Source organism: Microbacterium sp. NPDC089186 (assembly GCF_040685115.1).
Classification (GTDB): Bacteria; Actinomycetota; Actinomycetes; order Actinomycetales; family Microbacteriaceae; genus Microbacterium; species Microbacterium galbum.
The window spans coordinates 336,757-360,995 of record NZ_JBFBHJ010000003.1 but is presented as its reverse complement, the minus strand read 5'-3'; the positions used below and the strand labels follow the sequence as shown (position 1 = coordinate 360,995).

At 70.9% G+C, this 24,239-nt stretch carries 22 protein-coding genes and 1 tRNA gene; 15 read left to right on the top strand and 8 right to left on the bottom strand.

Annotated elements, in window-relative coordinates:
* Nucleotides 1–290: 290 nt before the first annotated feature.
* Nucleotides 291–3,011 carry an Rne/Rng family ribonuclease gene (locus AB0N82_RS11940; RefSeq protein ID WP_363391824.1) on the top strand — a complete coding sequence of 907 codons (2,721 nt, stop codon included), beginning with the start codon at nt 291–293 and terminating at the stop codon, nt 3,009–3,011.
* Between the two features lie 71 nt (nt 3,012–3,082).
* Here the strand turns inward: AB0N82_RS11940 and AB0N82_RS11935 are convergent, their stop codons facing one another.
* Entirely contained in the window at nt 3,083–3,361 is a 279-nt protein-coding gene (locus tag AB0N82_RS11935; RefSeq protein WP_315995606.1) for a DUF4031 domain-containing protein, read from the bottom strand.
* Between the two features lie 214 nt (nt 3,362–3,575).
* On the opposite strand from AB0N82_RS11935, the gene rplU reads away from it, so the two are divergent.
* From rplU to rsfS, 9 genes are all read left to right on the top strand, one after another.
* Nucleotides 3,576–3,884: a 50S ribosomal protein L21 gene (gene rplU / locus AB0N82_RS11930; RefSeq protein ID WP_076675829.1), complete on the top strand. Its 309-nt coding sequence runs from the start codon at nt 3,576–3,578 to the stop codon at nt 3,882–3,884.
* Nucleotides 3,885–3,902: 18 nt separating this feature from the next.
* Entirely contained in the window at nt 3,903–4,160 is a 258-nt protein-coding gene (gene rpmA / locus AB0N82_RS11925; protein ID WP_058596273.1) for a 50S ribosomal protein L27, read from the top strand.
* A gap of 151 nt (nt 4,161–4,311) precedes the next feature.
* On the top strand, nt 4,312–5,856 hold the full coding sequence (gene obgE / locus AB0N82_RS11920) for a GTPase ObgE (RefSeq protein ID WP_315995607.1): 1,545 nt from the start codon (nt 4,312–4,314) through the stop codon (nt 5,854–5,856).
* Complete coding sequence (gene proB, locus AB0N82_RS11915) at nt 5,853–6,689, top strand: glutamate 5-kinase (RefSeq protein ID WP_315995608.1); 837 nt, start codon at nt 5,853–5,855, stop codon at nt 6,687–6,689. Before obgE ends, proB begins: the two co-directional genes overlap by 4 nt.
* A gap of 4 nt (nt 6,690–6,693) precedes the next feature.
* Complete coding sequence (locus tag AB0N82_RS11910) at nt 6,694–7,953, top strand: glutamate-5-semialdehyde dehydrogenase (RefSeq protein ID WP_363391820.1); 1,260 nt, start codon at nt 6,694–6,696, stop codon at nt 7,951–7,953.
* 55 nt (nt 7,954–8,008) lie between these two features.
* A complete protein-coding gene (locus AB0N82_RS11905; protein WP_315995610.1) occupies nt 8,009–8,233 on the top strand; it encodes a hypothetical protein in 225 nt (74 codons plus the stop codon).
* A 10-nt stretch (nt 8,234–8,243) separates the two neighbouring features.
* Nucleotides 8,244–8,840 (top strand): nicotinate-nucleotide adenylyltransferase, encoded by a 597-nt coding sequence (nadD, locus tag AB0N82_RS11900; protein WP_136585537.1) that lies wholly within the window; start codon nt 8,244–8,246, stop codon nt 8,838–8,840.
* Entirely contained in the window at nt 8,837–9,997 is a 1,161-nt protein-coding gene (locus tag AB0N82_RS11895) for a hypothetical protein (RefSeq protein WP_363391818.1), read from the top strand. Before nadD ends, AB0N82_RS11895 begins: the two co-directional genes overlap by 4 nt.
* A complete protein-coding gene (gene rsfS, locus AB0N82_RS11890) occupies nt 9,994–10,374 on the top strand; it encodes a ribosome silencing factor (protein WP_315995612.1) in 381 nt (126 codons plus the stop codon). The genes AB0N82_RS11895 and rsfS overlap by 4 nt, the downstream gene beginning before the upstream one ends.
* 250 nt (nt 10,375–10,624) lie before the next feature.
* On the opposite strand, the gene AB0N82_RS11885 is transcribed toward rsfS, so the two are convergent.
* The 5 genes from AB0N82_RS11885 to AB0N82_RS11865 form a co-directional block, all read right to left on the bottom strand.
* Nucleotides 10,625–10,697, bottom strand: a tRNA-Ala gene (locus tag AB0N82_RS11885).
* Between the two features lie 42 nt (nt 10,698–10,739).
* Nucleotides 10,740–11,564, bottom strand: a complete 825-nt coding sequence (locus AB0N82_RS11880) for a 3-methyladenine DNA glycosylase (protein ID WP_363392280.1) — start codon at nt 11,562–11,564, stop codon at nt 10,740–10,742.
* Nucleotides 11,565–11,647: 83 nt separating this feature from the next.
* Entirely contained in the window at nt 11,648–12,358 is a 711-nt protein-coding gene (locus tag AB0N82_RS11875; RefSeq protein WP_363391816.1) for an SOS response-associated peptidase, read from the bottom strand.
* Between the two features lie 206 nt (nt 12,359–12,564).
* Nucleotides 12,565–13,596, bottom strand: a complete 1,032-nt coding sequence (locus AB0N82_RS11870) for a phosphatase domain-containing protein (protein ID WP_363391814.1) — start codon at nt 13,594–13,596, stop codon at nt 12,565–12,567.
* Nucleotides 13,597–13,601: 5 nt separating this feature from the next.
* Complete coding sequence (locus AB0N82_RS11865; protein ID WP_315995615.1) at nt 13,602–14,282, bottom strand: DedA family protein; 681 nt, start codon at nt 14,280–14,282, stop codon at nt 13,602–13,604.
* Between the two features lie 42 nt (nt 14,283–14,324).
* Between AB0N82_RS11865 and AB0N82_RS11860 the strand changes: the two genes are divergently transcribed.
* The 5 genes from AB0N82_RS11860 (at nt 14,325) to holA (ending at nt 22,512) form a co-directional block, all read left to right on the top strand.
* Nucleotides 14,325–15,566: an anthranilate synthase component I family protein gene (locus AB0N82_RS11860; protein ID WP_363391812.1), complete on the top strand. Its 1,242-nt coding sequence runs from the start codon at nt 14,325–14,327 to the stop codon at nt 15,564–15,566.
* Between the two features lie 65 nt (nt 15,567–15,631).
* On the top strand, nt 15,632–18,205 hold the full coding sequence (gene leuS, locus AB0N82_RS11855) for a leucine--tRNA ligase (RefSeq protein ID WP_363391810.1): 2,574 nt from the start codon (nt 15,632–15,634) through the stop codon (nt 18,203–18,205).
* Between the two features lie 252 nt (nt 18,206–18,457).
* Nucleotides 18,458–19,078, top strand: coding sequence for a ComEA family DNA-binding protein (locus AB0N82_RS11850; RefSeq protein ID WP_315995618.1), 621 nt, complete (start codon nt 18,458–18,460; stop codon nt 19,076–19,078).
* A 2-nt stretch (nt 19,079–19,080) separates the two neighbouring features.
* Nucleotides 19,081–21,381 carry a ComEC/Rec2 family competence protein gene (locus tag AB0N82_RS11845; RefSeq protein ID WP_363391808.1) on the top strand — a complete coding sequence of 767 codons (2,301 nt, stop codon included), beginning with the start codon at nt 19,081–19,083 and terminating at the stop codon, nt 21,379–21,381.
* Between the two features lie 93 nt (nt 21,382–21,474).
* On the top strand, nt 21,475–22,512 hold the full coding sequence (gene holA / locus AB0N82_RS11840) for a DNA polymerase III subunit delta (protein ID WP_363391806.1): 1,038 nt from the start codon (nt 21,475–21,477) through the stop codon (nt 22,510–22,512).
* A gap of 600 nt (nt 22,513–23,112) precedes the next feature.
* Here the strand turns inward: holA and rpsT are convergent.
* Together rpsT and AB0N82_RS11830 are read right to left on the bottom strand one after the other, a co-directional pair.
* Entirely contained in the window at nt 23,113–23,373 is a 261-nt protein-coding gene (rpsT, locus tag AB0N82_RS11835) for a 30S ribosomal protein S20 (protein ID WP_136585549.1), read from the bottom strand.
* A 115-nt stretch (nt 23,374–23,488) separates the two neighbouring features.
* Nucleotides 23,489–24,214, bottom strand: coding sequence for an alpha/beta hydrolase (locus tag AB0N82_RS11830; protein WP_315995621.1), 726 nt, complete (start codon nt 24,212–24,214; stop codon nt 23,489–23,491).
* Between the last annotated feature and the right edge of the window lie 25 nt (nt 24,215–24,239).

Here is a 24,239-nt window from a genome sequence, read left to right as displayed (position 1 = left end):
ACGCGCCACGGGAGGGGCGGATGCCGCCGCGTGTCGCCCGTCGCCGTCGATCGGGCCGCTCGACGGGACCGTCCGCTGGCTGTTTCGCCGGTCCGTGCGATAATGAAAGCTGATGTGACCGCGGCCGCGCCGCAGGAACATCACCCAGAAGACTTCGGGCGATGACCGCCCTTCGCAGCACGAGCCGCAGGCCTGCTGCAGACCGAGTGAGTTCGCAGCCCCGCCGGGTGCGGCGCTGCATGAGATTTCGTCGGGCGACGCGCGGTGTCGCCCGCCAGGGAGAACCCCGAATGGCCGAAGTGACCGACGATCAGACCCCCGCCGAGCAGGCGCCGATCGAGAACCCCGAGACCGAGACCCGCGAGACCGAGGCGGTCGCCACGTCCGACCCCGCCGACACCACGCCTGCCGCGACCTCCGGTGTCGACGAGGAAGAGGCTGCGGTCCAGGATGCCGCGCATGCCGCCGCCGAGGACACCCGGGCGCCGGCCGTGCTCGAGGGCGACACCGCCACGGGCGACACCGCCACGGGCGACGCCGCCACGGGCGACGCCGCCACGGGCGAGCAGCCCGAGGGCGAGGCCGACGCGGAGGCTCCGGTCGACCCGTCCGCCGTCTCGGCAGACGACGCCCCCATCGGCGGCGACTCCGACGCCCCCGCCGACGTGCTCGTCGAGCGGAGCGGCACCTCTTCGACCGCCGAGGCGACTGCCGCCCGCGAGGAGCCCTCCGCCGAGGAGCCCGCCCCCGAGAAGCTCGCGAAGGCCGAAGAGGCCGTCGCGGTGGAGCCGGAGAAGCCCGCCGAGACCGAGAAGCCCGCGCGCCCGACGGCGGTGTCGCTCGGCCTTCTGCCCGAGAACTTCGTGTCGGCCGTCTCGACCGCTCTGCACTTCTACGCTCCCGCGCTCCCGCCGCTGCCCGTCCGCGAGGAGTCGTGGGATCGCGACGACCGCGACGATGAGGGTCCCGCCGAGCGCGGTTCGTCCAACGCCCGTCGACGCAACCGCCGCCGTGGGGGAGCGGGCACCGGCGCCGCCGATGACGCCCCTGAGGCTCCCGCCGCCCCCGTCCGCCAGCGCGCGGTCGAGGTCATCACCGAGCCGCAGCGCATCAAGGGCTCCACGCGTCTCGAAGCCAAAAAGCAGCGTCGCCGCGACGGACGCGAGGCCGGCCGCCGCCGGCCCGTGGTGACCGAGGCGGAGTTCCTCGCCCGCCGCGAGGCCGTCGACCGCGTCATGGTCGTGCGCTCGAAGGCGGGTCGCATCCAGATCGCCGTGCTCGAGGACAACGTGCTCGTCGAGCACTACGTCGCCCGCAACCAGGACGCCTCGCTCATCGGCAACGTCTACCTCGGTCGCGTGCAGAACGTGCTCCCGAGCATGGAGGCGGCGTTCGTCGACATCGGCCGTGGCCGCAACGCGGTGCTGTACTCCGGCGAGGTCGACTGGGATGGCGTCGAGACCAACAACCAGCCCCGCCGCATCGAGCTGGCGCTCAAGTCGGGCGACCGCGTGCTCGTGCAGGTCACGAAGGATCCCGTGGGCCACAAGGGTGCACGCCTGACGAGCCAGATCTCGCTGCCCGGCCGCTACCTGGTCTACGTGCCGAACGGCACGATGAACGGCATCTCGCGGAAGCTCCCCGACACCGAGCGCGCCCGTCTGAAGAAGATCCTGAAGGAGGTGCTCCCCGAGTCCTCGGGCGTGATCGTGCGCACCGCCGCCGAAGGCGCCACCGAGGAGCAGCTCACCCTCGACGTGCAGCGCCTCACCTCGCAGTGGGAGCACGTGTCGAGCCAGGTCAAGACGATCCAGGCCCCGGCCCTGCTGCACTCCGAGCCCGATCTGCTCGTCAAGATCGTGCGCGACGTCTTCAACGAGGACTTCACGCGCATGCTCATCCAGGGCGACGAGGCGCTGCAGACGATCTCGTCGTACCTCCAGGGCGTCGCCCCCGACCTGCTCGAGCGGGTCGAGAAGTACGAGGGCGAGCAGGACCCGTTCGACGCGTTCCGCGTCACGGAGCAGATCGAGAAGGCCCTCGACCGCAAGGTGTGGCTGCCGTCGGGCGGTTCGCTCGTCATCGACCGCACGGAGGCGATGACGGTCGTCGACGTCAACACCGGCAAGTTCGTCGGTTCGGGCGGCAACCTCGAAGAGACCGTCACCAAGAACAACCTCGAGGCCGCCGAGGAGATCGTCCGTCAGCTCCGCCTGCGCGACATCGGCGGCATCATCGTCGTCGACTTCATCGACATGGTCCTGGAGTCCAACCGCGACCTCGTGCTCCGACGCCTCATCGAGTGCCTGAGCCGTGACCGTACGAAGCACCAGGTCGCCGAGGTCACCTCGCTCGGCCTGGTGCAGATGACGCGCAAGAAGCTCGGCCTCGGCCTGCTCGAGACCTTCAGCGAGGCGTGCGAAGTGTGCGCCGGCCGTGGCGTCATCGTGCACCACGATCCCGTGGTGCGCCACCGCGCCACGGGATCGGCGGGCGGCAACGGCGGCGGTAACGGCAACGGCGGTTCGTCGAACCGACGCGGTCGCGGCGGAAACGGGCAGAACGGCAACGGCCAGAACGGCGGCAACGGAAACGGCTCGTCGCAGAACGGCGGCAACGGCGGCAACACCGGGGCAGCCGCCGCGCAGGCCGGCGGAACGCACGTCATCACCGAAGGGGTGAAGTCCGCCCTCGCGCAGATCGCGGCATCCACCGTGAAGCCCACCATCGACGACCCGGCGGTCGTCGAAGCCGCGGTCGTCGCCTCGGTGGAGGCCGTTCTCGAGGCCAAGTCGGAGTCCGAGGCCCCCGCGGCACCGGCGCGCGAGAAGCGTCCGCGCAAGAAGCGCGAGCCCAAGGCCCCCCGCACCGAGAAGGACGCCCTCCTCGAGTCCGTGCTCGAGGCGCTTCCCGAGCCCAAGGCTCCGGGACAGGGTCGCTCACGTCGGCGCGTGACCACGGCCGCCCTCACCGGCACCCCGGTGAACGCGCAGCCGCCCGCCGACGCCTGAGCTCCCGGCATCCGTCATCGAGGTGTCGGACGTGTCACCCCCGCTCGTCTGCGGAGGGCGCGTCCGGCACCTCACTCGTGGGGACGACGCCGCTCGCGCGCGGTGATGCGCAGCCCCGAGGCGCGCAGGCGGCGCACGAGCTCCTTGCCGCCCACGTGCTGGGCACCCGCGGCGACGAGGTCGGCGTGCCGCTCATCGGGCACGTCGTAGTGGTCGAGATCGAAGGCGCGCGGAGGGATGCCGGCGGCGGCGGCGAAGGCGTGCAGCTCGTCGAGGTCGCTGTCGCTCACCAGGTGCGCCCACAGCCGTCCGTGCGCGGGCCACTGCGGGTCGTCGATGAGGATCGCCATCCCGCGATCCTACGGTCGACACGCGGGGCGGATGCTTTTGCCGGATCCTCCCGGGTGAGCTAAACTTGACCCTTGGTGCGTCGCGTCCGCTCTCATCGGAGCGTGACCCCGCTGACTTTCGTCGGCCGGATCGCACCGAGACTTGGGTCGTCAGACCCTCCCGACGTCATCAGACAACCGGAGCCGTGCGCTCCCGAACGAAAACAGGTGTGAAGTGGTTTACGCAGTTGTGCGCGCCGGCGGCCGCCAGGAGAAGGTCCAGGTCGGCACGGTCGTCGTGCTCGACCGCCAGAAGGCGAAGGTCGGCGAGAGCATCCAGCTGCCCGCCGTCCTGTTCGTCGACGGCGACGCGGTCACGACCGACGCCGACAAGCTCGCGAAGGTCTCGGTCACGGCCGAGGTGCTCGGCGAGGAGCGCGGTCCGAAGATCGTGATCCAGAAGTTCAAGAACAAGACCGGCTACAAGAAGCGCCAGGGCCACCGTCAGGACCTCACGCGCGTCAAGATCACCGGCATCAAGTAAGAGCCAGGAGACGCAGAGATGGCACACAAAAAGGGCGCAAGCTCCACCCGCAACGGTCGTGACTCCAACGCACAGCGCCTCGGCGTGAAGCGCTTCGGCGGCCAGGCCGTCAACGCCGGCGAGATCCTCGTCCGCCAGCGCGGCACGCACTTCCACCCCGGCGCCAACGTCGGTCGTGGTGGCGACGACACGCTGTTCGCTCTGGCCGCCGGTGCGGTCGAGTTCGGCAACAAGGGCGGCCGCAAGGTCGTCAACATCGTCGCTGCTGCGGAGTAATCCTCAGCGCTCCGGCGCTTCCGAGGGGGTGGGCACTGCCCGCCCCCTCGTCTTTTTTCCCGTGCACGGCTGACCCGAACCCCGCCTGCACCGACGGCATCCCCGTCTCCGCCGCGTCGGCCCCGCCGCCGCCCACCCGGAAGGACCCGCCATGGTCACCTTCGTCGACCGCGTGACCCTGCACCTGCGTGCGGGCAAGGGCGGCAACGGCTGCGTCTCGGTGCGCCGTGAGAAGTTCAAGCCGCTGGCCGGTCCCGACGGCGGGAACGGCGGCAGCGGCGGCGACGTCGTGCTCGTCGCCGACCCGCAGGTGACGACCCTGCTGTCGTACCACCACTCGCCGCACCGCTCCGCGGGCAACGGCGGTTTCGGTATGGGCGATCACCGCTCGGGCGCCCTGGGCGAGGACCAGGAACTCCCCGTCCCGCTCGGCACCGTGGTGAAAGACCCCGACGGCAACGTGCTGGTCGACATGCTCACCCCCGGCATGCGCTTCGTCGCCGCGCCCGGCGGCCTGGGCGGTCTCGGCAATGCGGCCCTGGCCTCGCCCAAGCGAAAGGCCCCCGGCTTCGCCCTGCTCGGCACCCCCGGATGGGAGGGCGATGTCGTCCTCGAGCTGAAGACCGTGGCCGACGTGGCGCTGGTCGGCTTCCCGTCCGCCGGCAAGTCGAGCCTCATCGCCGCGGTCTCCGCCGCGCGGCCCAAGATCGCCGACTATCCCTTCACCACCCTCCACCCCAACCTGGGCGTGGTGCAGGCGGGCGATGCGCGGTACACGATCGCCGACGTACCCGGCCTCATCGAGGGCGCGAGCGAGGGCAAGGGTCTGGGGCTCGAGTTCCTGCGTCACGTCGAGAGGTGCACGGCGCTGGTCCACGTGCTCGACTGCGCGACGCTCGACCCGGGCCGCGATCCGTTGAGCGACCTCGACATCATCCTCGCGGAGCTCGCTGCCTACCCGGTGCCCGAGGGTCAGGTGCCGCTGCTCGAGCGCCCGCAGATCGTCGTGCTCAACAAGATCGACGTGCCCGAGGCGCACGAGCTCGCGGACTTCGTCCGTCCCGACATCGAGGCGCGCGGCTTCCGGGTCTTCGAGATCTCCACCGTCAGCCGCGCGGGTCTGCGCGAGCTCACGTTCGCCCTCGGCGACATCGTGGAGCAGCACCGCCTCGCCACCATCGACGACGCTCCCGCCGAGCGGGTCGTCATCCGTCCCAAGGGCGCGGAGAAGGACTTCGAGATCAAGGTGGAGGGCGGCACGTACGGCCCCCTTTACCGCATCCTCGGCGACAAGCCGGTCAAGTGGGTGCAGCAGACCGACTTCCAGAACGAGGAGGCGGTGGGTTATCTCGCCGACCGCCTCGCCCGTCTGGGCGTCGAAGACGGTCTCTTCCGCGCCGGCGCGGTCGCCGGTGCGACGGTCGTCATCGGGCCCGGCGACGGCATCGTCTTCGACTGGGAGCCCACGCTCACCTCCGCCGCGGAGCTCATGACCGCGCCGCGCGGAACCGACCCCCGCCTGGTGCAGAACAACCGCCGCACCTCCTCGGAGCGTCGCGAGCAGTATCACGAGCGAATGGATGCCAAGGCCGACGCCCGCGCCGAGCTCGAGGCCGAGCGCCGTGCGGCGCGTGCCGCGGGGATCTCGCCCGACGGCGACTCGTCCGCCCTGACGTCCGAGGACGAGGAGCGGTGACCGCGACGACCCGCGCCGATATCCCCGGCGCATCCCGCGTCGTGGTCAAGGTCGGGTCGTCGTCGATCAGCGGCGACGGCGCTCACCGCATCGACACGATCGTCGACGCGCTGTCCCGCGCCCACGGAAGCGGCACCGAGGTGGTCCTCGTGTCGTCGGGCGCGATCGCCACCGCCCTGCCCCTGCTCGACCTGGAGGGGCGGCCGAACGACCTCGCGACGCAGCAGGCGGCCGCCGCCGTGGGCCAGAACGTGCTCATGTGGCGCTACCAGACCTCGCTCGACCGGTTCGGACTGCTGGCCGGGCAGGTGCTGCTGACCGCCGGCGACCTCGAGAACGCCACGCACCGCTCCAACGCTCGGCGTGCCATGGAGCGGCTGCTCGGTCTCGGCATCCTGCCCATCGTCAACGAGAACGACACCGTCGCCACCCACGAGATCCGCTTCGGCGACAACGATCGGCTCGCAGCCCTCGTGGCCCAGCTCATCGGTGCCGACGCCCTGGTGCTGCTGAGCGACATCGAAACCCTCTTCACCCGCCCGCCGAGCGAGCCGGGCGCCCGCCCGATCACCGATGTGGCCTGGGGCGACGATCTCTCCGACTTCGAGTTCGGTGCCGGGGTCGTCAACGGTGTCGGCACCGGGGGAGCGGCCACGAAGGCGTCCGCGGCGAAGCTCGCGTCGACCGCCGGCGTCGGTGTGCTCGTCACGAGCGCCGACCTCGTGGCATCCGCCCTCGCGGGAGACGCGGTGGGCACCTGGTTCGCTCCGAACCCCGATCCCGTCACCCTGGCCACGGGCCCCGTGGGCGCCGTGAGCGCGCCGGTACACTGAGCCCATGACCGTGATCGCCGCCTCCGTCGACGAGCGCCTGCGTCTGGCCAAAGACGCCGCGCGAGAGATCGCGCTGCTCGACTCGGCGCGCAAGAGCGCGCTGCTCGTCGCCGTCGCGGACGCCATCGACGAGGCCTCCGCCGAGATCGTCGCGGCCAACGCCGACGATCTCGAGCGCGGTCGGACGGATGCCATCGGCGAGTCGCTGCTCGACCGTCTGCGCCTCGACGCGGGGCGCGTCGCGGCGCTGGCCGCCGCCGTCCGCGCGGTCGCCGAGCTCCCCGACCCGGTGGGTCGCGTGCTCGACACGCGGACGCTCCCCAACGGTCTCGCGCTGCAGAAGGTCGCCGTGCCGTTCGGCGTCGTCGGCTCGATCTACGAGGCGCGCCCGAACGTGACCGTCGACATCGCGTCGCTCGCGCTGCGCTCGGGCAACGCCGTCGTCCTGCGGGGCGGTTCAGCGGCGCAGAGCAGCAACGCCACGCTCGTCCGGGTCATGCGCGATGCACTGAGCGCCCAGGGCGTCGACCCCGAGGCGATCCAGAGTGTCGACGACTTCGGGCGAGACGGTGCGCGCGCGCTCATGAATGCTCGCGGTCTCGTCGACGTCCTCGTGCCGCGGGGGAGCGCTTCGCTCATCGAGACCGTGGTGACCGAGTCCACCGTCCCCGTGATCGAGACCGGCGCGGGCGTGGTGCACGTCTTCCTCGACGCCACGGCGCGTGACGACTGGGCGCGCGACATCGTCCTGAACGCCAAGGTGCAGCGGCCGAGCGTGTGCAACGCCGTCGAGACGGTCCTCGTGCATCGCGACGCCGCCGACCGTCTGCTGCCCGAGCTGCTGGCATCCCTCTCCGACGCCGGGGTGACCGCGCACGGCGACGACGCCACCCGCGCGCACGACGACCGAGTCGTGGGCGCCACCGACGACGACTGGGCGCGCGAGTACGGGACGCTCGACCTCGCGGTGCGCGTGGTCGACGACCTCGACGAGGCTCTCGCGCACATCCGTCGCTATTCGACCCAGCACACGGAGTCCATCGTCACGGCCGACCAGGCCGCCGCCGACCGGTTCCTGGCGGAGGTCGACTCCGCCGTGGTGCTCGTGAACGCATCCACGCGTTTCACCGACGGAGGCGAGTTCGGCTTCGGCGCCGAGGTCGGCATCTCCACCCAGAAACTGCACGCCCGCGGACCCATGGGTCTCGCCGAGCTGACGAGCACCAAGTGGCTCGGGCGCGGCGACGGCCAGGTGCGCGCCTGACCGCCTAAAATGGCAACGCGCGTTGCGATGCGCGGATCTTTCGAACGGAGCACTGATGACTTTCGTGTCACTTCTCGCCCAGGCCGCTGAAGAGGGCGCCCACCACGGGGGCAACGTCCAGGCCTCGACCTTCTGGTACGGCGTGGTGGCCTTCGTCGTCTTCGTCTCGTTGAGCCTGGTCACGCTGTCGTACCGCAACGTGTCCAACCGGCACGCGCACAAGGCCGCGGCCTACACGCAGAAGCACGGCACGCCCACGCCCGAGGCCCACGGCCACTGAGGGCCACCGTATGTCGGTGACGCGCGCCCCTCGTATCGGGGTCATGGGTGGGACGTTCGATCCCATCCATCACGGTCACCTCGTCGCGGCCAGTGAGGTCGCGCAATCGTTCGATCTCGACGAGGTCGTCTTCGTGCCCACGGGTCGTCCCTGGCAGAAAGACGACGTCACCGAGAGCGAGCATCGCTATCTCATGACGGTGATCGCGACGGCATCCAATCCGCAGTTCACCGTGAGCCGCGTCGACATCGATCGCGCGGGCCCCACCTATACGATCGACACCTTGCGCGACCTGCAGGAGCAACGCCCCGGCGCCGAGCTCTTCTTCATCACCGGAGCCGACGCGGTCGCGCAGATCCTCAGCTGGCGCAATCACCAGGAGCTGTGGGACCTGGCGCATTTCGTCGCCGTCTCGCGTCCGGGTCATGTGCTCACCACGGAGGGACTCCCCTCCGAGAACGTGAGCCAGCTGGAGATCCCGGCGTTGTCGATCTCGTCCACAGACTGCCGCGCGCGTGTGCGCCGAGGACACCCGGTGTGGTACCTCGTGCCCGACGGCGTCGTGCAGTACATCGCGAAGCATCACCTCTACCGGAGTAAGGCATGAGCTCTTCCGAGACCCCAGAGACGCCCGCCCTGACCCGTCGTCAGCTGCGCGAGCTGCGTCAAACCGGCGCGACCCCGATCATCCCGCCGCAGCCCGAGGGTGAACAAGCTCCGGATGCCGAGACCTCCGCACCCGCAGAGGTCATCGACGCAGTGCCCGCCGCCGCGGGCGACGAGGCGGCCAACGGCTCCGCGGGCGACGAGTCGACCGCCGATTCCGCGGGTGACGAGTCGACCGCCGATTCCGCGGGTGACGTCGTGGACGACGGCGCCGTGGGCACGCCCGCCGAGGAGCCCTCCGTCGAGAACACGCCGGTTGAGGAGGCCCCCGCCGAGGAGGAGGCCTCCGTCCCGGCACCCTCCGAAGAACCGGCCACCCCCGCCCTGCGGCCCGCCGTCTTCGACTCGGCCTTCGCCGACGCGGGCGCCGAGTTCGGCGTGTCGGGTCTGACCCGACGCCAGGCGCGCGCGCAGGAGAAGATCCGCACGGCGGCCGTTCCGATCATCAGTTCCGACCTCGAGCCCGCGCAGCCCCGCCAGGCCGCCCCGCAGGCCCCGGTCGCCGAGGAGACCGCGCCTCCCGCGATCTTCCGTCCCGCCGCCTCCGAGACGGACGAGAGCCCGGTCGCGACCACCCAGGAAGCGCCCGCGCCGTCGGTGGTCAATCCGGCACTGGGCTCCGACCTGCTCGACGGGCAGACGCCCGACATCAGCCTGCCGGCGTCGTTCGATCAGCTCATCTCGCGCAACACCGGCGCCACGGGCGCCGTCTCCACCCCGAACGCACTGATCCTGTCGCAGACCCCGACCGGCGTGCCGCTGGTCGGCCCCATCAACGGCACGGGCGAGATCATGATCACCGGCACCTTCGCGCTCCCCGAGGGGCTCGGATCCGTCGGCCACGCACCCGGCACCACCGACGGCCGTGACGCCGACGCGGTGCTCCTCGACGGCGAGCTCCCGCCCGCCTCGTCCCCCACGCCGATCGCCGCCAGCGCCGCGATCAGCACCGTCAAGCAACCCGGCGAGATCATTCGCCCCCCGGCGCCCGAGAAGGGGAGCAAGCTCCTCGTCGGCCTCATCATCACGACCGGCGCCCTCGCGCTGGCGGTGGCTGTCACTCTCGTGCTCGCCTTCACGACAGGAGTCTTCCGATGACAGCCACCGACAACGGGCGGGAGATGGCGCAGATCGCCGCTCTCGCCGCCGACTCCAAGAGCGGCGACGACATCGTCGCCCTCGACGTGTCCGAGCCCCTTCCGCTGGTCGACGTGTTCCTGCTCGTCACCGGCCGCAACGAGCGCAACGTCGCGGCGATCGCCGACGAAATCGAAGAGAAGCTGCTCGAGGCCGGCCACAAGCGCCTGCGCCGCGAGGGCCGCCAGGAGTCCCGCTGGGTCCTCCTCGACTTCGGTGATCTGGTCGTGCACGTGTTCCACGAGGAGGAGCGCGTCTACTACGGTCTCGAGCGTCTGTGGAAGGACTGCCCGGTCATTCCGATCGAGCTGCCCACCCCCGCGACCGCGTCCGAGTGACCACGCCGCGAACATCGCCCTCTGCCGATCGGCAGGGGGCGTTTTCGTGTGGCCGGAGCGGGCGAGCCGACGTGCCCTCCGAAAGGCCCCGGATCGGCATCCGTTCAGGCATCGAGATCGGATGCCGAGATCCGGATCGCCCCGATTCCCGAGGCGTCCCGGGAAGCTAGGCGGCAGGGAGAAGGCGACTGGCGGGAACGCCGCCGCAACCAGGAAAGCCCCCGCCGAAGCGGGGGCTTTCTCTGCCGGGTGGACCTGAGGGGACTCGAACCCCTGACCCCCTGCATGCCATGCAGGTGCGCTACCAGCTGCGCCACAGGCCCGTATTTTTTATTTTCCGCCCCGTTTGAGGCAACTCCATGAGCTTACAACACGGACCGCAGACGAGGAAAATCGACGCCGCCGGGCGTGTCGTCGGACGACGTCACGGCAGCCAGCAGTCGCTGTCGCAGCTCCTGACCACGGGCGCTGAGCGCGCGCTGTCGCGCGACGTACGCGGCTTTCCCCTTCGGCGTTTCGATGGCCACCGCGTCGTAGCCCCAGTCGGTGAGGTCGTACGGCGACGCTTCCATGTCGAGGGTGCGGATGTCGCGGGCGAGTGCGAACGCGTCGAGGAGCACGGAGCCGGGGACGAGAGGGCCGAGCTTGACCGCCCATTTGTAGACGTCCATGCCGGCGTGCAGGCAGCCCGGCTGCTCCCACTCCACCTGATCGTCGCGCCGCAGCGTACGGCGGTTGAGCGGCACGGCGTCGGGGGTGAAGAATCGGAACGCGTCGAAGTGGGTGCACGTGAGGTCATGCGCGTCGACCACCGCGTCGGTGCCGGCACGGCCCAACCGCAGCGGAACGGCGTGGCGCACCTCGTCGGCACGGTAGGCCATCGCCCACTCGTGCAGACCGAAGCACCCGAACTGCGGGGGGCGATCGCGCGTCGCGCGCAGGAGGTTCACGATCCCGCGGTACATCGAGCCCCTGTCGGCGCGGAAGCCGGCGGCATCCACGCGCACGTCGTCGCCGTCGGCGCGGTACCAGCGCCAGGAGGTGCGTTCGGTCGCGTCTCGCAGGATCACGTCCGGTCCCGGATGCCACCGCCGCAGGATCGCGGGCTTGTACGAGTAGTACGTGAACAGGAAGTCCTCGACGGGGTGCTTCTCGCCGCGGCTCGCGCGCGCGCGGTGCGCGGCGGTCATCGCGTCCGCGCGCTCAGCGTGGGCGGAGGCCAGCGGCGTCCATTCGTCGCGGGGGAGAACCGCGTCGGTGTCGATGGTCACGGTCATTCGACGGGGGCGATGAGCTCGGGGGAGTCGTTGCGCACGTTGCCGACCGCCGACGACACGACGTGGTCGTCGAGCGTCTCGGCCACGTCGGGGGCCGCATCGATCGCGGCGTCGAGGATGTCGCCGACGTTCTCGGTGGTCGGGTCGAGCCACGCATCGGCGACATCGGGGTCCATGAACAGGGGCATGCGGTCGTGGATCGAGCCGAGGCGGCCGATGGAGTCGCGCGTGAGGATCGTGCAGCTCAGCACCCATCGCGCCGGATCGTCCTCGGCGCGGGCGGGGTCTTTCCACCACTCGTAGAGTCCCGCGAAGAACAGCGGCGACCCGTCGGCGGGGTGGATGTAGTGCGGCGTCTTGCCCGCCTCGGTGGTCTTCCACTCGTAGTACCCGGATGCCGGGATGATCGCGCGCCGCTTGATGAGCGCGTTGCGGAACATCGGTTTGTCTTCGACCTCTTCGCTGCGGGCGTTGAAGGCCCGCGCGCCGATTTTCAGGTCTTTCGCCCAGCCCGGCACGAGACCCCAGCGGGCCACTTCGAGGCGGCGCACCGGCGGCTCGCTCTTGAGCGAGTCGAGCACGATGGACACCGGCGAGGTGGGAGCGATGTTGTACGACGGCTGAGGCAGGTCATCGGCCTCGACGTCGACGCGCAGCACCCCCACGAGTTCACTGGCGACATTGGCCACGACGAATCGACCGCACATACCTCCACCGTACGCGGACCCTCCGACATCGGCGCGACCGTCACCCTTCCCGCGCTCTCGGCGAAGCGCAGAGCCGCGCGCATCCGACGGTCTCGCGGCGTGCGGGTTCTCGGCACACCACCGGATCGCCGATTACCTCCGAGACCCGCCGAGGCTGCGCGACTCCTCGAGGTTCCGCACGGCGCGGGGCGCCGCGGCATCCGGGATCAGGCGTCGCGGGAGATGACGCCGACGTCCTCCAGGCGGTCGAGCAGGGCGGCCCCGTCGGAGCCGGTGACCCACGGCACCTCGGCCGCGGAGTGATCGTCGACGACGGTGCGACCACCGGCGAGCACGGCCTCGGCGGGCAGGAGGCGGCGGATCGCGACGGCCTCGACGTTCTGCGGGTGCTCGATGGCGAAGCCGGTGTAAATGGCGTCGTCGTGCTGGCCGTCGTCTCCGACCAGCAGCCACTTCACGTGCGGGAACTCGGCGGCGAGGCGGCGCAGGTTGAGCTCCTTGTGGTCGCGGCCGCTGCGAAACCAGCGATCGTGCGTCGGACCCCAGTCCGTCAGAAGGAACGAACCCGCCGGGAACAGGTGACGGCGCATGAACCGGGTGAGCGTCGGGGCGACGTTCCACGCGCCCGTCGAGAGGTACACCACGGGCGTACCCGGGTGCTCGCGGGTGAGACGCTCGAGCATGACCGCCATGCCGGGGACGGGCTGTCGCGCGTGCTCGTCGACGACGAAGGAGTTCCACGCCGCCAGGAGGGGACGGGGGAGAGCCGTCACCATGACGGTGTCGTCAATGTCGCTGACCACGCCGAAGCGCACGTCGGAGCCCACGATGAAGACGCGGACCTCCGCCGGGGTGCTGCCCTCGACCGACATCGTGACCGTCTGCCAGCCGGGCTTGAGCGCGGCGGGGAGCTTCGCGTCGATGACGCCCCCGCGATCGGCGGCGACCTGGTGCGTCACCCCGTCGATCACGACGGTGACGTGAGCGAAGCCCACCGGAACGGCCGCGAAGCTGCGCCACCCGCGGAGGCTCTCGAGTTCACCCGTGGAGGTGCGCTTGGTCGGCGGGGCGATCAGGACGCGGCCCAGGACACGCACCCATTCCTCGGTGCCGTAGCCGGGGAAGCCGGTGACGGCGGGACGGAGGCCGCGGGCGCGTGCGCGTCGTTCGCGCCAGCGGTGGAAGCGACGCTCCAGTCGGGCGAACCAGAGCACTTTGGCGCGAGGATTGCGAGGCATCCGCCTCAGTCTTTCACGTCGCCGTCCGCGGATTCCAGGACGTGCCCGTCATCGGTCAGGTGACGACGTTCCATCCGTTCGATGACCTTCTTGCCCACGAAGACCAGCACGAGGAAGACGACGAGGATGCCGACGAAGACGTAACCGGCGTAATGGATGCGGTCGCTGAGCTCGCGGTAGGTGCCCGCCGCCCCCGCGGCGACCGTGACGTAGAGGCTCGCCCACACGACGCACGCGGGCGTGGTCCACGCGAGGAACCGGCGGTAGCTGTACCCGCTCATCCCCACCGTGAGGGGGACGAGGGAGTGCAGCACGGGGAGGAATCTCGAGAGGAAGATGGCCGGCCCCCCGCGCCTGCGCAGGTAGCGGTCGGCGCGGTCCCAGTTGCGCTCGCCCAGCTTCTGCCCCAGGCGCGACGCACGGATGCGCGGGCCGAAGTACCGCCCGAGCCAGAAACCGAAGCTCTCGCCGATGAGCGCCCCCACCACGATCGCGGCGGCCAGCACGACGCCCTCCAGCGGAGAGGCGACAGCCGTGCCGGCGACGATGACCATCGTGTCGCCGGGGACGATGAGGCCGACCAGCACGCTCGTCTCGAGCATGACCGCCAGACCGGCGATGACCGTGCGCAACACGGGGTCGACGTTCTGGACGACGTCGAGCAGCCACGTGAGGATCTCGTTCACCTCCCTCAGCCTAGAGCCGCCGGGCACGCCTAGCCTGGGAGCGTGCCCCACTCCGCCTCTCCATTCACCCGGCACGCATGGATCGACCCCGAGGCGGTGTTCCTCCACCTCTTCGCCACGGCCGCTCACGCGTTCTGGCTCGACGCCGGAGTCGATGCCGAGACGGGATGGAGCTGGATGGGGGCGGGGAGCCCGGCGGGGGAGGTCGGCCCCTCCGGCGTCGATGCGGCGCGGGCGAGCGCACCCGACGATGACGGGGCCGGCGCCTTCCGCGGGGGATGGGTCGGCTGGCGCACGTACGAGGGCGACGGGGCGTGGCTGCGCGTTGACGCGTTCCTCGCGTTCGACCACGCTTCCCGCCGCCTCTTCGTCTTCGGCGACGCGGCGGCGGCGGAGCGCCTCGTCTCCGTTCCCCCCGCCGACCCCGTTCCGGACGCACCGGCCCGGGGCGTGGCATCCGCGCGTGTCTCGCCCGACCGGTACGCCGAACTCATCCACGCGTGCCGCGAGCGGATCCGCGAGGGCGACGCGTACCAGCTGTGCCTCACCACCCGGTTCACCGTGCCGGGAGCGGTCGATGCGCTCGACGTGTTCCGCCGTCTGCGCCGGGCGTCGGGGTCGCATCACGCGGGATTCCTGCGGCAGGGCGGGACCGCCCTCGCCAGCGTGTCACCCGAGCGCTTCCTCGCCGTGCGCGACGGAGACGTGCACACGCACCCGATCAAGGGCACGCGGCGCCGCGCCGCCGATGCCGAGACCGACCGGGCGCTGGCCGAGGAGCTGCGGACGGATGCCAAGGAGCGCGCCGAGAACGTCATGATCGTCGACCTGATGCGCAACGACCTGTCGCGCGTGTGCGAGCCGTCGACGGTCGGCGTCGATCGCCTCCTCGAGGTGGAGACCTACCCGAGCGTGCACCAGCTCGTGAGCGAAGTGTCGGGGAGGTTGCTGCCCGGAACGACGATCGGGGAGCTGCTGTCCGCGACCTTCCCGGCCGGGAGCATGACGGGCGCCCCCAAGCAGTCGGCGATGGACATCCTGGCCGGGCTCGAGGGAGCGCCCCGCGGTGTGTACTCCGGCGCCTTCGGCTGGGTCGGCGACGACGGCTCCGCCGACCTCGCCATGGTCATCCGCAGCGTCGTCGTGGAACCGGATGCCGCCTGGGTCGGCGCCGGCGGCGGCATCACGTGGCGTTCGGTCGCGGCAGCCGAGGTGGCCGAAGTGGGGCTCAAGGCCCGCAGTCCGCTCGCCGCTCTCGGGGCCGACGTCCCGCCCGGGTGGTGACCGGGACTCCGATAGCCTGGGAGCCGGCCCTCGTGGCCTCCCGACCTTCACGATTGGCTTCACCCGTGTCTCAGAATTCCGCAGCAGACCCCCGCGAGGGGGGCTTCGACACCCACGCCATCCAGGCGAAGTGGCAGCAGGCTTGGGCCGAGAAAGACCCCTTCCGCGCCGGTGGCGACGACGACACGCGCCCGCGCAAGTACGTGCTCGCGATGTTCCCCTACCCCTCGGGCGACCTGCACATGGGTCACGCCGAGAACTACCTCTACTCCGACATCGTGGCGCGCTTCTGGCGCCACCGCGGCTACAACGTGCTCAACCCCATCGGGTGGGACTCCTTCGGCCTGCCGGCCGAGAACGCCGCGATCAAGCGCGGCGCCGACCCCGTCGAGTGGACGTACGCGAACATCGACCAGCAGAAGGCGAGCCTGAAGGACTACGGCGTCTCGTTCGACTGGAGCCGGGTGCTGCACACGAGCGACCCCGAGTACTACCGCTGGAACCAGTGGCTGTTCCAGAAGCTGTACGAGAAGGGCCTGGCCTACCGCAAGGACGCCCTGGTCAACTGGGACCCGGTGGATCAGACCGTGCTCGCCAACGAGCAGGTGCTGCCCGACGGCACGAGCGAGCGCAGCGGCGCCGTCGTGGTGAAGAAGAAGCTGACGCAGTGGTTCCTGCGCATCACCGACTACGCCGACCGTCTGCTCGACGACCTGAACCAGCTCGAGGGCTTCTGGCCGAGCAAGGTCATCCAGATGCAGCGCAACTGGATCGGTCGCTCGGTCGGTGCCGACATCGAGTTCGAGATCGAGGGTCGCGCCGACAAGATCACGGTCTTCTCCACGCGCCCCGACACGCTGCACGGCGCGACGTTCTTCGTCGTGGCACCGGAATCCGATCTCGCGGCCGAGCTCGCGGCATCCGCTGATCAGGGGGTGCAGGAGACGTTCCGCGCCTATCTGGAGCAGGTGCAGCGCGCGACCGACATCGAGCGTCAGTCGACCGACCGGCCCAAGACGGGCGTGTTCCTGGGGCACTACGCCGTCAACCCGGTCAACGGCGAGAAGCTGCCGATCTGGGCCGCCGACTACGTGCTGGCCGACTACGGCCACGGAGCGGTCATGGCCGTGCCCGCGCACGACCAGCGCGACCTCGACTTCGCGCGCGCCTTCGACCTGCCCGTCAAGGTGGTCGTCGACACCAACGCGCCCGTCACCGGGGCGATCCCGGTCATCGAGCTGGATGCCGACGGCGTGCCGATCGATCCGCTCGGCGACGTCGACGACCTCGATCCGGTCAAGACCGGGGTCGCGCTGACCGGTGACGGTCGCATGATGAACTCGGGTTCGCTGAACGGGCTGAGCAAGCGCAACGCGATCGCCCGCATGATCGAGGAGCTCGAGGCGAAGGGCGTCGGCCGCGCGGCCAAGACGTACCGCCTGCGCGACTGGCTGATCTCGCGCCAGCGCTACTGGGGCACGCCGATCCCGATGCTGCACGGCGAGGACGGCTCGATCACCCCGGTGCCCGCCGACCAGCTGCCGGTGCGCCTGCCCTCGGTCGAGGGTCTCGACCTCAAGCCCAAGGGCACCTCGCCCCTGGGGGCGGCGACCGAGTGGGTGCAGGTCACCGACCCCGAGACGGGGCAGACGCTGCTGCGCGACCCCGACACGATGGACACCTTCGTCGACAGCTCCTGGTACTACCTGCGCTTCCTGTCTCCGAACAACGAGACCGAGGCGTTCCCGACCCGCGAGGCGTCGAAGTGGGGTCCGGTCGACTTCTACATCGGTGGCGTCGAGCACGCGATCCTGCACCTGCTGTACGCGCGTTTCATCACCAAGGCGCTGTTCGACATGGGCCTGGTGGAGTTCACCGAGCCCTTCTCGAGCCTCATCAACCAGGGCATGGTCATCCTCGACGGCGCGAAGATGTCCAAGAGCAAGGGCAACCTGGTGCTGTTCCAGGAAGAGCTCGACGCCCACGGCGCCGACGCGCTGCGCGTCGCGCTCGCCTTCGCCGGCCCGGTCGAGGACGACAAGGACTGGAACGACGTCTCGACCACCGGTGCGGCGAAATTCCTCGCCCGCGCCCTGCGCATCGCGCACGACGTCGACAGCGAGACGGACGTCGTCTGGGCCGAGGGAGACGCGTCGCTGCGCCGCGTGACCCACCGCCTGCTGGCCGAGGCGCCGAACCTCATCGAGCAGACGAAGTTCAACGTCGTCGTCGCACGCCTCATGGAACTGGTCAACGCCACCCGCAAGGCGATCGACGGGTCCGCCGGGGCGAGCGACCCCGCCGTGCGCGAGGCCGCCGAGGTCATCGCCATGACCCTCGACCTGTTCGCCCCGCACACCGCGGAGGAGATGTGGCAGACGCTCGGCTACGAGGGATTCGTCGGCCTCGTCACCTGGCGCCAGGCCGACCCGACGCTGCTGGTCGAAGACACCGTCACCGCCGTCGTGCAGATCGACGGCAAGGTGCGCGGCACGCTGCAGGTTTCGGCCAAGATCGGCGCCGACGAGCTGGAGAAGCTCGCCCGCGCCGACGAGAAGGTGCTGCGCGCCCTGGGCGACCGCGAGATCGTTCGCGCGGTCGTGCGCCCGCCGAAGGTGGTCAGCTTCTCGACGAAGTGATCGTCGCCTCCGGATGCCACGTCCTGACGCTCCCCGGAGCGTTGGGGCGTGGCATCCGGTGTTCTCGGGGTGGGGGCATGAGCCGTGGCGCTTCGTGAGCGGGTGAGCGGGCCGGCCTCGATGCGGTAGCGGCGACGCCGTCGGGGAACTCCGCCTCAGGCGGTTCCTCCCCACGGGGCGAGATGGCGGGCTCGTCCACGGATGCCGTCGGCGTGCCCACTCGGGAACGGTGCTCCTGCCTACCGTGAGCGTATGACCGCCCGTCCCGTGCAGACCCCGGATGCCGACTCGTCCGGTGCGCGCCGGAAGCTCGGCGTCGGTGCGGTCATCGTGCTCGTGTTGGCGGCCTTCGCCATCACCATCGGGATCGGGATGTTCCGCGCAGCGACCGGGGCCGAGACCGTCACGCCCGGCCCGTCGCCGTCGCGCAGCGCGATCGTGCCCGTCCCGTCCGGCATGTACGTCCATGTCGCCGGTGCCGTCCGCCGGGCGGGGCTCTATCGGCTCGATGCCGGTGGCCGGGTGGCTGACGCCGTCGCGCTGGCCGGCGGGTTCGCCGACGACGCGGACCGCGACGGCGTCAATCTCGCCCGCACGGTGACCGACGGGGAGCAGATCGTCGTTCCGGTGGCGGGTGCCGCTCCGGAGACGAGCGCGCCGGCGACCGCGGGAGGCGCGAACACCCTCATCGACCTCAACACGGCGACGGCCGAGCAGCTCGACACCCTGCCGCGGGTGGGGCCCGCGATGGCCGACCGCATCATCGCCTGGCGGACGGAGAACGGACGGTTCACCAGCGTCGACGACCTTCTGTCGGTGCCGGGCATCGGCGACAAGATGCTGGCCGCCATCCGCGACCTGGTGCACGTGTGAACGTGAGGCGGGCACTGCTGCGGCGGTCCCTGCGGCCGGTCGCTGTGGCGGGGGGCACGTGGGCGGCGGCCGCCGCGGCGACCGTCCTGACCGATCCCGGCCTTCTCGCGGCGGGCCTTGCGGCGGCCGCGGCCGGAGCGGTGGCGCTCCTCACCCGGGTGCGGCATCCGATCCTGGTCGTCGCCGCTGTCGCGCTCGGCTGCGCGGGCGCCTCGGCCGGCACGGTGGCGTCCCTCGTCCCCACGCGCGAGGCCGTCGCGCATCTGCAGGTGGAGGGCGGGCGGCATCTGCGCGTCACGGCGACCGTGACGGGACATCTCGCCCGCAGTTCCCAGGGCGGGGCGTGGGCGGATGCGACGGTCTCCCTCGTCGCTGCGGGCGACACCGCGGTGCGCGGGCTGATCCCGGCCCGGATCGGCCTCGACTCCGAGACCCTGGACGACGCCGCTGCACTCGGGCCCGGCAGCGAGCTCGTCGTCGCGGGAACGGGTATCCCCACTGATCCCGCCGACCGCGCGATCCTGGCGCTGCGGGTGACCGAGGTCGAGCGGGCGGCTGCGCCCGAAGGTCTCTGGGCGACATTCGAACAGCTGCGAGACGGGCTGGTCGACTCGACTCGCGGCCTGCCGCAACCGGGGGCGGGCCTCATCCCGGGACTGGCCGTCGGAGACACCTCCAGCCTCGACAGCGCCACCGAGACCGCCATGAACGCCGCCTCCCTGTCGCACCTGACGGCGGTGTCGGGTGCGAACTGCGCCTTGGTCGTGGGGTCCGCGTTCGGTCTCCTCTCCCTGTGCGGGGTCGGCCGCGGCATCCGGGTGGTCGGCGCGCTCACCGTCCTGGCCGCGTTCGTCATCCTGGTCACACCCGAGCCCAGCGTCGTCCGAGCAGCGGTGATGAGTGCGATCGCGCTGCTGGCGGTCGCCCTGGGGCGATCGGCCGTCGGAATCGCCGTGCTGGCGGGGGCGACGACCGCGCTGCTGATCGCCGACCCGTGGCTGTGCCGATCGCTCGGCTTCGCCCTGTCGGCCGCGGCGACCGCGGCCCTGCTCGTGTTGGCGCGCCCGCTCGCCGACGGTCTCGGGCAATGGATGCCGGCACCCCTCGCTCTGGCGCTGGCGGTGCCCTCGTCGGCTCAGGTCGTGTGCGGCCCGCTGATCGTGCTGATCGACCCCCACGTTCCGCTGCTCGGGGTGGTGGCGAACATACTCGCCGATCCGGCCGCGGCGCCGGCGACGATCGCGGGGGCGCTCGCATGCATCGCCCCCATCCCCTGGTTGCGCGATGGTCTGACGGTGCTGGCGTGGATCCCCGCCGCCTGGATCGCCGCGGTCGCGCACACGACCGCCGGTGTGCCCGCGCAGAACCTGCCGTGGCCGGACGGGACCACGGGTGCTGCGCTTCTGGCCGTCGTCGGTGCCGCGATCATCATGGCGATCGTCCGCCCTCAGCGGGTGCCGCGCCTGACCGCCGTTGCGACGGCGATGGTCGCGGTCCTGGTGGGGGTGGCCGGCGCCACGGGAACCGTGCGCTCCGTGGCCGGGCCGCTCACCGTCCCGGTGGCATGGCAGGTGGCCATGTGCGACGTCGGGCAGGGCGATGCCACGCTGTGGCGGTCCGGTGCAGCGGTCGCCCTCGTCGACACGGGGCCGGACCCGCAACCGCTCGCGGACTGCCTGCAGACCCTCGGCATCGCGCGCCTCGACCTGGTCGTGCTGACGCATTTCGACAAAGACCACGTGGGCGGGTCGGCAGCGGTCGTGGGCCGAACCTCGCTGGTGCTCCACGGCCCCCTGGGAGAGTCGACCGATCAGAAGCTGCTCGACCGCTTCTCTGCCGGTGGGGCGCGGCTCCTCGCCGCCACGATGGGGATGACGGGCGAGGTGGGCGACACGCGGTGGCAGGCGCTCGGCCCCCTGCCCGGAATGGAGCCGGGAAACGCCGCGAGCGTCGCGATCGACGTCGCCGGCGAGAACTTCCCGCGTACCGTTCTGCTCGGCGACCTCGGCGCCGAGCCGCAGGCGGCGTTGCTGCGCCGCATCGAGCTGCCGCGGGTGGAGATCGTGAAGGTGTCCCACCACGGTAGTGCCGACCAGGACGCCGAGCTCTACCACCGGTTGCACGCCGCCGTCGGGCTCATCGGCGTCGGAGCCCACAACACCTACGGACACCCGACCGCGCGTCTGCTCGACATCCTGCAGAAGGAGGGCACGATCGCGGCACGGACGGACACCGGCGGGATCCTCGCCGTCTGGCATGACGATGAAGGACGACTCGCGCTGTGGCGCCAGCGCGAGGCATGACCGGACCGGCGCCCGTTCGGCGCTCGACCCGGGCCGCCACGCCCTGAGACGCCGACCGACCACGGTGTCCGAGGGCATCGGTAGGCTGGGGGAGTGACCCCGGCCCCTCGACGCGCAGCGCCCGCCAAGGCCAAATCGGCCATCCCGCAGGTGTCCTGGCGTGCCCCGCAGCCGGCGCCCATCGTGCTGGTCTCCGGCCCCGAAGAGGTCTGCGCCGAGCGTGCCATCGCCGGCATCCGTTCCTTGCTGAAGAGCGAAGACCCCAGCCTCGAGGTCACCGACATCCGTGCCGACGACTACGCCGCCGGCACCCTGCTGTCCGTCACGTCACCGTCGCTCTTCGGCGAGCCGCGCCTCGTCCGCGTCAGCGGGGTCGAGAAGTGCAGCGACACGTTCCTCACCGAGGCCGTGTCGTACCTGTCGCAGACGCAGGAGGGCGCCACGGTCGTCCTGCGCCACACCGGCGCGAGCGTCCGCGGGAAGAAGCTCCTCGACGGCATCCGCGCGGGTCAGGGGAGCGGCATCGAGATCGCCTGCCCCGCCGTCAAGCGCGACTCCGATCGCTTCGACTTCGCGGTCGGCGAGTTCAAGGCGGCCCAGAAGCGTATCGCCCCCGTCGCGCTCCGCTCGCTCGTGTCCGCTTTCGCCGATGACCTCACCGAGCTCGCCGCCGCATGCCAGCAGCTCATCGCCGATGTGCCGGGCGACATCGACGAGCGCATCGTCGAGCGCTACTACGGCGGGCGCGTCGAGACCTCGGCGTTCACCGTCGCCGACACGGCCATCGCCGGGCAGTACGGCCCGGCGCTGCTCGCGCTGCGGCACGCCCTGGCATCCGGAGCCGACCCCGTGCCGCTCGTCGCCGCTGTTGCGATGAAGCTGCGCACCATGGCGCGGGTCGCGGGGACACGCGAGTCGTCGTCGGCCACCGCGCAGCGTCTCGGCATGAAGGACTGGCAGGTCGACCGCGCGCGCCGCGACCTCGTCGGCTGGACCGGCAACACCCTCGGCATGGCGATCCACGCCACGGCGCGTGCCGATGCCGAGGTCAAGGGCGCCTCGCGCGACCCCGTGTTCGCGCTCGAGCGGATGATCACCGTCATCGCCACGCGCGCGCCGTACGGCGACTGAGGGGGCGCCCGGCGTCGGGGCCCCCGTGAGCAAGCGCCTCAGGTACGGGCGACGACAGCGCATCGTTCGGAGACAGGTCCGATCCGGCCGGGATGCCCCTGTCACGGAACGATCCCCTGTCCTCGAGTGCGAGCCGCGTCGGCACCCGATCACGCCCGCGCGATGTGGCGCGCCAGGAACGTCGCCGCCCGGAGCGTGAGTCGCGGCTCCGCTCGCCGCAGGTCGCGAACCACGACCACCTCATCGTCATCCGGTGAGGACACCGCCCGCGCCCACCGGAGCGCCGGTTCCGGAGGCTGCCCACCCGCCGGCATCTCACCGCTGAACAACTGCACCAGCCGGGACCGTGGATCCTCCCGGTCGCCGAAGACCTTCGCCGCTCGTTCGCTCTGCATGCTGCACCTCCCGGCATCCACGCTACGAACGCCGGTGCGCGGGTGCCTCCGCCGCGAGGAGGAGATCGCGTACGCCCAGGCCTGAACATGCCGCGGACATCCCGGACGCGACGAGACCCCCGGATGCGCTGGACCGAACCTCTCGCTCCGGGAACGACGAAGCCCGCCCCGCTGAAGCGGGACGGGCTGTCGAAACAACTGCGGCTCAGAGAGCGTTGACCTGCTTCGCGATGGCCGACTTGCGGTTCGCGGCCTGGTTCTGGTGGATGACACCCTTGCTCACGGCCTTGTCGAGCTTCTTGCCGGCGAGGACGAGCGCCTTCTCGGCGGCTTCCTTGTCACCGGCCAGAACGGCCTCGCGGGTGCGACGCACGTGCGTCTTCAGCTCGCTCTTGACGGCCTTGTTGCGCTCGCGCGCCTTCTCGTTGGTCTTGTTGCGCTTGATCTGCGACTTGATGTTCGCCACGTCGACGGTCTTTCGTTTGAGTGAGTGTTGGAAGTGCCGGTCGAGCGGTAGAGGGGCGCTGTACCGGCGGTCGTGGAGGTCGGGAAAAACCCCACACGCAAGCCAAGAGACGAGTCTAACAGGTCGAGGTCTCGACTGTGGTGAGCGCCACCTCGAGCAACGCGTTGAACACGCGGGGCCGCATCGCCGTGACGAGGTGGGTCGTGCGCGGGACCACGATCAACTCGGCATCCTTTGCGATTGACGTGAAGAGCTTCTCGTTCACGCGGAGTTGGTCCCACTGCCCGTTCACGAACCACAGCGGCACCTCGATGCGCCGCAGCGCCGCGAGCAGGTCGAGCACCGACAGCGACGCGAGAGCGGAGTCCTGCGCGTCGAACGCGTAGCCGCCGGCACCGAAGTCCGGCCGCGTCTCGGGCGGGAGCGTGCGGTCGAGCACCCGGTTGGTCAGACCCAGGCCGCGGTCGGGCAGGCTGTCGAATCGACGCGCGAGGAACCGATATGCGGCGAGCCCCACCCCGCGCGGGATCGAGGTGCAGGACGCCGCGATGAACGCCGCGACCGGCGGCGGGTCTTCGCGCCCGACGTATTCGATCGAGAGCAGACCGCCCATCGAATGGCCCACGAGCAGCACGGGACCGCGGGTCGCGGCATCCCGGACCGCCCGATCGATGGTCGCGAAGGCTTCGTCGAGGGTGAACTCCTCGCCCCGACGCGTGCCGTGCCCGGGCAGGTCGACGGCGGTCACCGGGGTGCCGCGCTGCTCGAGGTGGGCGACCTGCGCGCGCCACATGGTCGCCGACGTGCGGATGCCGTGCACGAGCACGACCTGGACCGCCATGGCATCCACCTTAGAAGCGCCGTCG

Excerpts from the sequence above, each read along its gene's own strand:
- AB0N82_RS11940 (WP_363391824.1), top strand. The coding sequence starts at position 291 with ATGGCCGAAGTGACCGACGATCAGACCCCCGCCGAGCAGGCGCCGATC.
- AB0N82_RS11935 (WP_315995606.1), bottom strand. The coding sequence starts at position 3,361 with ATGGCGATCCTCATCGACGACCCGCAGTGGCCCGCGCACGGACGGCTG.
- rpmA (WP_058596273.1), top strand. The coding sequence starts at position 3,903 with ATGGCACACAAAAAGGGCGCAAGCTCCACCCGCAACGGTCGTGACTCC.
- obgE (WP_315995607.1), top strand. The coding sequence starts at position 4,312 with ATGGTCACCTTCGTCGACCGCGTGACCCTGCACCTGCGTGCGGGCAAG.
- AB0N82_RS11910 (WP_363391820.1), top strand. The coding sequence starts at position 6,694 with ATGACCGTGATCGCCGCCTCCGTCGACGAGCGCCTGCGTCTGGCCAAA.
- AB0N82_RS11905 (WP_315995610.1), top strand. The coding sequence starts at position 8,009 with ATGACTTTCGTGTCACTTCTCGCCCAGGCCGCTGAAGAGGGCGCCCAC.
- nadD (WP_136585537.1), top strand. The coding sequence starts at position 8,244 with ATGTCGGTGACGCGCGCCCCTCGTATCGGGGTCATGGGTGGGACGTTC.
- AB0N82_RS11895 (WP_363391818.1), top strand. The coding sequence starts at position 8,837 with ATGAGCTCTTCCGAGACCCCAGAGACGCCCGCCCTGACCCGTCGTCAG.
- rsfS (WP_315995612.1), top strand. The coding sequence starts at position 9,994 with ATGACAGCCACCGACAACGGGCGGGAGATGGCGCAGATCGCCGCTCTC.
- AB0N82_RS11880 (WP_363392280.1), bottom strand. The coding sequence starts at position 11,564 with ATGACCGCCGCGCACCGCGCGCGCGCGAGCCGCGGCGAGAAGCACCCC.
- AB0N82_RS11875 (WP_363391816.1), bottom strand. The coding sequence starts at position 12,358 with ATGTGCGGTCGATTCGTCGTGGCCAATGTCGCCAGTGAACTCGTGGGG.
- AB0N82_RS11870 (WP_363391814.1), bottom strand. The coding sequence starts at position 13,596 with ATGCCTCGCAATCCTCGCGCCAAAGTGCTCTGGTTCGCCCGACTGGAG.
- AB0N82_RS11850 (WP_315995618.1), top strand. The coding sequence starts at position 18,458 with ATGACCGCCCGTCCCGTGCAGACCCCGGATGCCGACTCGTCCGGTGCG.
- AB0N82_RS11830 (WP_315995621.1), bottom strand. The coding sequence starts at position 24,214 with ATGGCGGTCCAGGTCGTGCTCGTGCACGGCATCCGCACGTCGGCGACC.